Source organism: Thalassolituus pacificus (genome assembly GCF_025318105.1).
Lineage (GTDB): Bacteria > Pseudomonadota > Gammaproteobacteria > Pseudomonadales > Oceanobacteraceae > Venatoribacter > Venatoribacter pacificus.
In genome coordinates this window covers 659,431-669,949 of sequence record NZ_JAOANI010000028.1, presented here as the reverse complement: position 1 = coordinate 669,949, position 10,519 = coordinate 659,431, and the positions used below count along the sequence as shown (strand labels likewise).

Genomic DNA, 10,519 nt, shown 5'->3' with positions numbered 1-10,519 from the left:
ATACGACGTTGTTTTTTCATTGGACACCTCTTGGGTTGTGATTTTATCACCTAAGCGGGTGTCCGGATTGATTAGACCACTACAAAGTTCCCCGGATTGGGGCGCAGGGGCTTGCCCCGCAAAGGCTGTTCACATGCAGTCAGCGCGGGCTGGTTACTTAAGCGAACAACATTACGGCCATCAGCCCTAATTACTGCAACACATGCTTAACCGGCTGCAGCAACGGCGGCGGCGTTTCGCCCAGTGATTCAGCAATGGATATCTCGTTAATCCGGCACAGGGCATCCAGTGGCAGGTCATTAGCTTCACAGCCAAAAGGCTCTTCCATTTCTTCGGATAAAACATCCAGACCAAAAAAGGTATAAGCCACGATGACGGTAAATAACGCGGCATACCAACCCAGCGATGGCACCAGACCAAAGGGCAGTAAATAACAGTACAGGTAAGCGGTACGGTGGGTCAGCAGCGTGTAGGCAAACGGCAGTGGCGTGGTGGCAATGCGCTCACTGGCCGCCTGCACCGCAGCTAAACGGGTTAAATGCTCGTCCAGAATACGCAGGCCAACGGAATCAATATGCTGCTGGCGGTACAGCTCGCCAATAATTCGTCCGGCGCGGCGTAAACAATATTCTGCCGGGTTACGATGACTGAATAGCCGCTCAATATCCTCGTCATTTAACCAGGATTTTAATTCGTTACGGCAATCCTGCTGGCGTAATGAGCCGCGCAGTGCATGGCAGTGCGCCGCACACCAGTGCAGTAAATCGTGGCGCAATTGTCCGGCTGCCGAATGTTCGGCCTGCAGATCCAGCAACGTCTCGCTGGAGCGTGCCAGACTGCGGATTTCGTACACCATCGCGCCCCACTGCTTACGCGCTTCCCACCAGCGCTCATAAGAGGCGTTATTACGGAAACCGAGAAAAATCGACAGCGCCACACCGAGCAGAGTAAATGGCGCAAGAGAAAACTCAGGAACACTCAGCCAGCGCAGTTCATGCAACGCACTGACCGCGGCGGCAAATAAGCCGACCGCCAGCAGATGCGGAAAAATGCGTGGCACAACCGAACCACGAATCACAAACAGCAGCGCAATGGCATTGGGACGTGGACGGACAATCATAGAAAAACCTTAATTAAAGGCAGGACTTAACGTCCTGCGGGTTTACCAATAACAACAGAGATCAGAGCAACGGCACCCAGCGCCCAGCAATAGGTAACGGCACTGACCAGTTGCAGCGGTGACAGTGCCGCCAGCGAGGCGGCCAGCAGCATCTGCGCACCGTAAGGAATAATGCCCTGCACCACACAGGAAGCAATATCCATCAGGCTGGCGCTGCGCTTGGGGTCTACGCCGTAACGCTCGGCAATGTCTTTCGCCAGGCTGCCGGAAATAATAATGGCTACGGTATTGTTGGCGGTACAGAGGTTCGCCAGCGCCACCGACGAAACAATACTGAATTCACCGGCACGGCGGTGATCTTTCGGAGCGCTGCCCTTACGGCTCAGGCGGTCAATAAACGCACCGATCCAGGCCAGGCCACCACCGGCTTTCATCAGCGCCGCCAGGCCACCGATAAAAATCGACAGAATCATAATTTCCTGCATGCTGCCGTAACCGGCGTAAATATCTTTCGCCCAGTTCGCCAGATGATAATCCTCTACCCGGACCAGACCGATCACACCGGCCAGCACAATACCGGCGAACAGCACCAGCAACACATTCAGACCGCTGAGCGCTAAGCCCAGCACCGCGATATAGGGCAGCACCAGCCACAGGTCATAACCCCTTACCTGCTGCGCCTCGCTGGCCGCGCCCTGATAAGCCAGCCATAACAGGGTGATGATCGCCGCCGGTAAGGCAATTTTAAAATTCATGCGGAATTTATCGCGCATTTCACAACCCTGGGTGCGGGTTGCGGCAATGGTGGTATCGGAAATAATCGACAGGTTATCGCCAAACATCGCCCCGCCCATCACCGTACCGATGGTCAGTACCGTCGATAATTCCGTGGCCTCGCTGATGCCCACCGCAATGGGCGCAATGGCTGCGATGGTGCCCATGGAAGTCCCCATCGAAGTGGCGATAAAAGCCGTCATCACAAACAGACCCGGCAACACCAGCGGCGCCGGAATCAGGCTAAGACCAAAATTCACCGTCGCATCCACACCGCCAATGGCCTTGGCCACACTGGCAAAGGCACCGGCCAGCAGGAAAATCAGCACCATGGTAATCAGGGTGTTATCGGCACAGCCGCGGATCAGGGCATCGACGCGCTGATTCAGCGTGCCACGGGCCAGCAACAATGCCAGCAGAATGGCCGGCAGAATCGCCACCGGAGCCGGCACCTGATAAAAGGCGAAATCCACCCCGGCCTGCTGATAATACAGACCGCCACCGATAAACAGCGCCAGAAATAAACCGATCGGCAACAGCGCCAACGCGGATGGGGCCACAGAGGCCGGAGAAGAAGAAGCCGATGAAGAGGCGGAAGAAGACGCCACAGCGCCAGATTCAGAAGAAGTGTTAAGACTCACGGGAGCAGTCCTGCCAGCAGATGAAAGCCGGGCATTGTAAAGGAAGCACCCGCTATCCCTAAGAACAAATAATTATGAAGGCATAACTGACCGGATTCGGTCCGGATGTCTGAGCCAATAAGCAGCGCTCAGACCACGACTGTCCCACAATTTTTAATCAGCACCATAAGTAGCAAAAACATTGTTTTTAGCATCAAGGCCTGTTGCCTCCCAGGGGAACTTATCCCCTTGCCGGCGGGCCGACCCCAGCTTCGCGCTTTCTGGGCCGTTACCCTTGAAACCTTGATATTTACTGGACGCGTGACTCATCGGCCATCCATGGCCGGAGCCACTTGTCCGCATCCCTGCGGACAGACCAGACATATCAGCGGTTTCTGCGGCGGCCCCAGAGGCGCAGAAAACCTATCACCGCAATGTCGCTTTTCAGATCAAACGAATTTTTTAAATATCATGTCTCAAACACGGTTTCCGTTGAAATACGGCTGAGAGGATTGCTAAAACCGGCGATCGTGCGGCGCCAGTCAACCAGATGATTCTGCGGCCTTCAGAGCAAAACCCTGCCCCGGAACGATACAAATGTTTGGTGTTTTAAAGCGTCGTTCCGGGGCGAATTGTTTTGCGTACCGCATAATCATTGCAGTTGGCTGGATGAAGCCGGACGCGCCGAAAAGAGAGGATCGGAAGGAGATACCTCTCCTTTCAGGGGGCCAGGGGCTTGCCCCGGAAAGGCGTTTGAGATTGAAAAACAGTTGTCGATTAATGCTGCAGTTTGAAGTGACACAATGTCACGCCAAACTGCAGGAGAGCAGTGGCGCTCAGACGCCCTGCAGAGTCACCAGCAAACGCCGTGAACCACCATGGTCACGGTGTTCACACAGATAAATGCCCTGCCAGGTGCCTAAATTAAAAGCGCCATCTGTCACCGGCAGAGTGACTGAAGGCCCTAGCAGACTGGCTTTAATATGCGCCGGCAGATCATCGTCGCCTTCTAGCGTATGGCGGTAATAAGGCTCGCCTTCCGGCACCAGACGGTTAAAGACCGCTTCAAAATCGCTGCGTACCGTAGGGTCCGCATTTTCATTCACCGTCAGCGACGCCGAGGTATGCTGAATAAAAATATGCGCGAGCCCGCTCTGAATCTGCTTAAGCTGTGGCAACTGCCGCAGGATTTCGCCGGTAATCAGGTGAAAGCCGCGCGCTTTGGCACTGAGCTGAATCTCCTGTTGCAGCCAGATCATCGTATTACTCCTGTCATCGCATTATTCCTCTGAGTCAGGCTCTGGTTGAACCAGCGGTAAAAAGCGCAGGCTGATCATTCACGCGGTTCAGGTAATCAATCATGGCGGCGAAGCCTGCGCTACTTGTGGGCGATGGAACTACTGCTTGTTAAATTAACTTATTTACCCCTAACTTTGATAGTAGAAAAAGATAGCCTATGGGCCAAATAACTACCATATTCCATTTATACCTAAATACATTATCAAGAGTGCTATATACTGGATGGAACTCTATTAAATTCCTCAATATCGTTCTGTTTAAAAAAACCCCACAGCTTATATAAATTGCAGCTGCAATTAACTTAATAGCCTCATAGTTAAATATATAAACTAGCCCAATCGACAATAAAAATACACATAAAGCGATACCATAGTATTTAAAGCCTGTTGCAATTGTCATTTGGCCTGTAGGTTTATTTTCCATAATGTTCCTCGTCTTGATGTAATAATTTAACAGTTTATTAGTGTGCGTGCGCATTTATTCCGGGCGGCTCTTTCGAGAAACCCCGCGTGGCTCATTGACCCAGCTGAGAAATCTTCCCTCACTCAAACATCCCTTCCAGAAAAATGCGCAAGCCTGTCAACTCAGGCTCAGAACGCAGATGTATTAACCAGTCAGCTTGTAAACCCCTATTGTAACTCTGGGGCAAGCTATTGATTCATTTGACGTTTAAGTTACTAGCCTCTGGCAATATGAGCAAGCACGAATGATCAGCGTGCCTGATTTGCGTATCACACGGAAATATACGGTATATCGCTCGACCGATTTTTTACATACGAGGCTTCGTGGTCACATACAAAAGCCGCCACTCATTGCTGAGTAGCGGCTTTCTTTACAGGCCATTTGGTGGGCTGTGCCCACCCTACATATCAGAGTGAATGTGGGGCTGACTCCGTCGCGGATAAGATCCGCTCCCACAATTCGGCGTTTGGTTTATATCCGGCGTTGCGGCTGAATGTATACGCCTGCGATCTGCTAAATCGAGCGCAATCGCGGGCATGGCCCGTTCCTACAACTCGGCGTTTGGTTTATATCCGGCGTTGCGGCTGAATGTATACGCCTGCGGCCTGCTTAATCGAGCCCTATCGCGGGCATGGCCCGCTCCTACAACTCAGTGTTTGGTTTATATCCGGCGTTGCGACTGAATTCATGCACCCGCGAGCTGCTCAATCAAGCGCTATCGCGGGCATGGCCCGCCCCTACAATTCAGCGTTTGGTTTATATCCGGCATTGCGGCTGAATTCATGCGCCTGCAGGACGCCGGTTTGAATAATACTGCGCCGGTACGCCCCGGCATGGATGCCGGACGAGCGAATAGGGCCATGGATGGCCCATTATTCGCGTTACCGAGATCGCAGAATTATTCAGAGCGGATTAAGTCCTGCACAGCGCGAAGCGGGCCGATTGTGTGCTCCTGCACAATCTGCATTTCCGCCATCCATGGCGGTCAGGAGTAAGCGCCCGACCGGCGTGAGGGGTAAGACCCCTCAAAGAGGTCATAGGGCCGGGCCGCAGCCCAAAAAGCAAACCCGCGAAGCGGCTACAACTCAGAACACAACACCTTCCAGCCCCAAAAAAAAACGACTGCCGAAGCAGTCGTCTTATATCCTCTCAGGCGGCTGGCACGACTACGCAGAGCGTAGTAGCGAGCCTGTCAGTACCTTACCGGCACTCAGCGCATCGGCGGCATACCACCGCCGAACGGGCCGCCACCACCGCCCATTGGGCCACCTGGTCCACCCATACCGCCCATGGCACGCATCATTTTACGCATGCCACCTTTGGCGGTGACTTTTTTCATCATTTTCTGCATTTGTGAATGCTGCTTCAGTACGCGGTTAACGTCCTGAATCTGTGTGCCGGAACCGGCGGCAATACGTTTTTTACGCGAGCCGTTAATTTTGTCCGGGAAGTGACGTTCTTCACGGGTCATGGAATAGATGATCGATTCCATTTGCTTGAAGTTTTTCTCCGCCGCATCGGTCTGCTTGGCCATCTGCGACATATTGCCCATGCCCGGCAATTTATCCAGCATGGAGGTCAGGCCGCCCATATTTTTCATCTGCTGAATCTGGTCGAGGAAATCCTCTAAATCAAAGCCTTTACCGGTTTTGATCTTTTTCGCCAGTTTTTCGGCTTTCTGTTTATCGATGGTGCGCTCGGCTTCTTCCACCAGGGTGAGGATGTCACCCAGGTCGAGAATACGGGAGGCAACACGATCCGGATGGAAAGGCTCCAACGCATCGGTCTTCTCGCCCATACCCATAAATTTAATGGGCTTGCCGGTAATATGTCGCACCGACAGCGCGGCACCACCACGGGCATCGCCGTCGGCCTTGGTCAGAATCACACCGGTTAACGGCAGTGCTTCGTTAAAGGCTTTGGCCGTGTTGGCCGCATCCTGACCGGTCATGGCGTCAACTACGAACAGAGTTTCAATCGGGTTAATACCGGCGTGCAGCTCTTTGATCTCGGCCATCATCTCGTCGTCGACGGCGAGACGACCGGCGGTATCCACCAGCAGCACATCGGCGTGCGCACGCTTGGCCGCCTCAATCGCGCCCAGTGCAATCGCCAGTGGCTTCTGATCCGGTGATGACGGATGGAACAACGCGCCGACATCGTTGGCCAGCGTTTCCAGCTGTTTGATCGCCGCCGGACGATAAACGTCAGCGGAAACCACCATCACCTTTTTCTTTTCACGCTCAGCGAGGAACTTAGCCAGCTTGCCCACGGTGGTGGTTTTACCGGCACCCTGCAGACCCGCCATCAGCACAATGGCCGGTGGTTGAGTAGACAGATTCAGCTTTTCGTTGGCATCGCCCATGACCTTTTGTAATTCGTCATGAACAATTTTCAGGAACACCTGGCCCGGATTCAGACTCTTAAGCACTTCGGTGCCGATGGCGCGCTCTTTTACCTGTTCGGTAAAGGCTTTCACCACGGGCAGCGCTACGTCGGCCTCCAGCAGCGCCATACGTACTTCACGTACGGTGCTTTTAATATTTTCTTCTGTCAGCTTGGCCTGGCCGGTAATGCTTTTAAGGGCATTCCCCAGGCGGTCGGTAAGGCTCTCAAACATCGCGATGACTCGTACCCAGATACAAAACAGCCGGCAGTATACCCCGGCAAAGCGCAGGCCCCAAACTCCGTACCCATCCTTACGGCTTCACTCTGCCTGCAACAGCAACACAGCGCTCTTTTACCCGTTTGCGGCATGTGCGAAACTGCCGCCCTCTGAAGAGGATTTTTCATGTCAGGATTAGTATTGGCGCTGCCCGCCGCCGGGTTTTATCTGTTTGCCGCATGGCGCCAGTGGCAGACCGTCAGCGGACGCAAGCCCGCCAACCGCATGCCGGTGCTGATGAGCACCATGATCGCTGCCCTGCTGCACCTGGGCTATATCGGCATGGATATGCTGGGACGCGAGCACATCAACTTTGCCATGTTCGAAGTTGGCTCTCTGATCAGCTGGGTCATTACCTTGCTGTTGCTGTTCTCCGGCTGGAAAAAACCGGTCGACAACCTGTTTATCGGCCTACTGCCTATGGCTGCCGTCATTTTGCTGTGCGCCGCCGTTTCGGCTCAGCAGATGCCACTGGAACACCTGAGCTACGGTCTGGCCTGGCATATTCTGCTGTCGATTCTGGCCTATGCCGTCTTTACCATTGCCGCCGTGCAGTCGGTACTGCTGTATCTGCAGGATCTGGCGCTGAAGAAACATCAGACCCGGGGGTTGGTGCAGGCGCTGCCGCCGCTGCAGACCATGGATCTGCTGCTGTTTGAAATGGTCTGGCTGGGCATGATCCTGCTGACCGCCGCCTTTGCCATTGGCTGGCCTTTTGTGTTCGATCTGAAAGCCCAGCATCTGCTGCACAAAGTGGTGTTCGCCAGCCTGGGCTGGGTTGTGTTCGCCATATTACTGGTCGGCCGCTACCGTTTTGGCTGGCGTGGCGTGATTGCCAGCCGCTGGACGCTGATTGGTACCGGTTTTCTGGTGCTGTCGTATTTCGGCACCAAGTTTGTGCTGGAAGTGATACTGCAGCGCTGATTCCTTCACCTTCTGCGCCAACAAGCCTGTAGGTGCAGTTGACAGCCAAACATCCGCCTCTATGATGGCGGGATCTTAATGTTAAAAGGATCCCGTCTTGAGTGACGTTCCCTTAAGTGTGCTCTTCGGCATACTGGTTCTGTTAATCATCTTATCTGGATTTTTCTCTAGTTCCGAAACCGGCATGATGTCGCTTAACCGTTACCGGTTACGGCATATGGCCAAAAGTAAGCATAAGGGGGCGATGCGCGCCACCAAACTGCTGGAAAAACCCGATCGTCTGATCGGTACCATTCTTACCGGTAATAACCTGGTTAACTTTGCCGCCGCCGCCCTGGCGACCATCATCAGCCAACGCCTGTGGCCGGACAATCCCGATCTCGCCGTTTTTGTTAACACTATTCTGTTTACTCTGGTGGTGCTGATCTTTGCTGAGCTGACGCCCAAAACACTGGCCGCCATTGCGCCGGAAAAAATTGCCTTTCCTGCCTCGCGCGCACTGCTCGGCATCCAATGGTTCCTGCAACCCTTTGTCTGGTTTGTAAATACCATCGCCAATGCTTTGCTGCGTCTGGTGCGGGTGGATGTTAACAACACCACGCCGGATAACCTGAGCACCGAAGAGCTGCGCACCATTGTGCGCGAAGCCGGCTCCATGATTCCCAAGCGCCACCAGCACATGCTGATCAGTATTCTTGATCTGGAGAAAATGACGGTCAATGACATCATGGTGCCGCGTACCGAGCTGGTTGGTATCGATCTCAATGACGATCTTGAGACGGTATTGGAGCAGCTGCGTACCACCCAGCATACCCGCTTGCCGGTGTATCGCGGTGATATCAACAATGTGGTCGGCATTCTGCACACGCGTAATATCAGCCGCTTTTTAACCTCTGGTGAATTTCTTAAAGAAGATCTGGAAAAAATCTGCCGCGAGCCCTACTTCATCCCGGAAAGTACGCCGCTGCATACCCAGTTGTTTAACTTCCAGAAGAACAAGCGCCGCATCGCCCTGGTGGTGGATGAATACGGTGATGTGCAGGGCATCTGTACTCTGGAAGATATTCTCGAAGAAATTGTCGGCGAATTTACCACCGACGTTGTGTCTGCCGCCTCACCGGATGTGCATCCGCAGGAAGACGGCAGCTACATTGTCGATGGTGCCGCTTACGTGCGCGATGTAAACAAGGCACTGAAGTGGGATCTGCCGACCGACGGTCCGAAAACCATCAGCGGTCTGATTGTTGAAATTCTCGAACACATTCCCGATGCGCCGGTCTGCCTGCGTATTGGTTATTACCGTGTAGAAATTCTGCAGATTAAAGACAACACCATCCGCGCTGCCAAAATCACCACCGACCGCAAAATCAAACTGCCGGATTAATGCATCATGGCTGACGGCCATGCCGTCAGCCCGCTTTCCGTTGCCGTTCTCTGCTTTAAAACCTCATCCATACCTTTGCTCAGCGGCTCTGTCGCACACATGGGCCTTTCAGCTCGGCAGTAGCAGCCACCCAAACACTCTGTTGCAAAAAACAAGGTTCTCATTAACTTCACAGAATATACGAAACGTATATACTTCGTGTAATTCAACCGGGAGCCTGCTGATGGGTATTGTTAAAATTTCAGACGATCTGCACGAAGAAATCCGTGACGCCAGCGCGTCGATGTCGCGCTCGATTAATGCCCAGGCCGAGTACTGGATCAAAATTGGCATGCTCGCCGAGTTCTATCCCGATCTGACCTACCCGCAGTTAACCCGCAAGCTCTTAAGCTGCAAAGAACTGCCATTAAAGGAGTTGCTGCAAGATGCTGGTTAAAATCAAAACCCCGGAAGAACTGACGCTGATGCGTGAATCCGGCCGTTTGCTGGCACAGGTATTTGCCATGCTCGATGACTACGTAAAAGCCGGCATCAGCACCATGGATATCAACAACCGGGTGGAAGAGTTTATCGTCAACGATCTGCAGGCGCGCCCGGCCAGTAAAGGCCAGTACGATTTTCCCTATGTACTGAACCCATCGGTGAATCACGTGGTTTGCCATGGCATGCCCAAGGCCAGCCAACTGTTACGCAACGGCGATATTATTAACCTCGACATTACCCTGGAAAAAAACGGCTTTATTGCAGATTCCAGCAAGATGTACTGCGTTGGCCAGATTAATCCTCAGGCCCGGCGTTTGGTCGATACCACCTACCAGGCCATGTGGGCCGGTATTCGTCAGGTACGTCCCGGTGCCCGTTTGGGCGACATTGGTCAGGCTGTGCAACAGGCCGCCGAGCGCGCCGGCTTCAGCGTGGTACGGGAATACACCGGCCATGGTATTGGTCGCGAAATGCACGAAGAACCTCAGGTGCTGCACTACGGCAAAGCCGGCAGCGGTATGGTGCTGAAAGAAGGAATGACCTTCACCATCGAACCCATGATCAATCAGGGCGATCACCGCGTGAAGCACATGAAAGACGGCTGGACCGTCATCACCCGTGACAAAAAATTGTCGGCCCAGTGGGAACACACCATTGCGGTTACGGCGACAGGTTATGAAGTACTTACTTTGCGGGAAGAAGAAAAAAACGCAGCGGTTTAACCGCTGCCGCTAACTGACGCGGATCATGCTAAGCCACTGTTTTGCCCTTTATTCAACCTGCGGGCA

General features: G+C 53.5%; 9 protein-coding genes. 4 read left to right on the top strand and 5 right to left on the bottom strand.

Features of this window, described 5'->3' with window-relative positions:
- Window positions 1–190: 190 nt before the first annotated feature.
- The 5 genes from NYR02_RS17770 to ffh form a co-directional block, all read right to left on the bottom strand.
- The gene (locus tag NYR02_RS17770) at window positions 191–1,120 is read right to left on the bottom strand and encodes a bestrophin family protein (RefSeq protein ID WP_260977690.1); all 930 of its coding nucleotides are present in this window, start codon (window positions 1,118–1,120) and stop codon (window positions 191–193) included.
- A gap of 26 nt (window positions 1,121–1,146) precedes the next feature.
- Window positions 1,147–2,454 (bottom strand): Na+/H+ antiporter NhaC family protein, encoded by a 1,308-nt coding sequence (locus NYR02_RS17765; RefSeq protein WP_260977708.1) that lies wholly within the window; start codon window positions 2,452–2,454, stop codon window positions 1,147–1,149.
- Window positions 2,455–3,350: 896 nt separating this feature from the next.
- Window positions 3,351–3,770 (bottom strand): secondary thiamine-phosphate synthase enzyme YjbQ, encoded by a 420-nt coding sequence (locus NYR02_RS17760; protein WP_260977707.1) that lies wholly within the window; start codon window positions 3,768–3,770, stop codon window positions 3,351–3,353.
- Between the two features lie 151 nt (window positions 3,771–3,921).
- Entirely contained in the window at window positions 3,922–4,236 is a 315-nt protein-coding gene (locus tag NYR02_RS17755) for a hypothetical protein (protein ID WP_260977689.1), read from the bottom strand.
- A gap of 1,249 nt (window positions 4,237–5,485) precedes the next feature.
- Window positions 5,486–6,895: a signal recognition particle protein gene (ffh, locus tag NYR02_RS17750; protein ID WP_260977688.1), complete on the bottom strand. Its 1,410-nt coding sequence runs from the start codon at window positions 6,893–6,895 to the stop codon at window positions 5,486–5,488.
- 171 nt (window positions 6,896–7,066) lie between these two features.
- Here ffh and NYR02_RS17745 point away from each other — a divergent pair, with 171 nt between their 5' ends.
- The 4 genes from NYR02_RS17745 (at window position 7,067) to map (ending at window position 10,453) form a co-directional block, all read left to right on the top strand.
- Complete coding sequence (locus NYR02_RS17745; protein WP_260977687.1) at window positions 7,067–7,864, top strand: cytochrome C assembly family protein; 798 nt, start codon at window positions 7,067–7,069, stop codon at window positions 7,862–7,864.
- 97 nt (window positions 7,865–7,961) lie between these two features.
- Complete coding sequence (locus NYR02_RS17740) at window positions 7,962–9,248, top strand: HlyC/CorC family transporter (RefSeq protein ID WP_260977686.1); 1,287 nt, start codon at window positions 7,962–7,964, stop codon at window positions 9,246–9,248.
- Between the two features lie 223 nt (window positions 9,249–9,471).
- The gene (locus tag NYR02_RS17735; RefSeq protein ID WP_260977685.1) at window positions 9,472–9,684 is read left to right on the top strand and encodes a ParD-like family protein; all 213 of its coding nucleotides are present in this window, start codon (window positions 9,472–9,474) and stop codon (window positions 9,682–9,684) included.
- The gene (gene map / locus NYR02_RS17730) at window positions 9,674–10,453 is read left to right on the top strand and encodes a type I methionyl aminopeptidase (RefSeq protein WP_260977684.1); all 780 of its coding nucleotides are present in this window, start codon (window positions 9,674–9,676) and stop codon (window positions 10,451–10,453) included. The genes NYR02_RS17735 and map overlap by 11 nt, the downstream gene beginning before the upstream one ends.
- The last annotated feature ends 66 nt before the right edge of the window (window positions 10,454–10,519 follow it).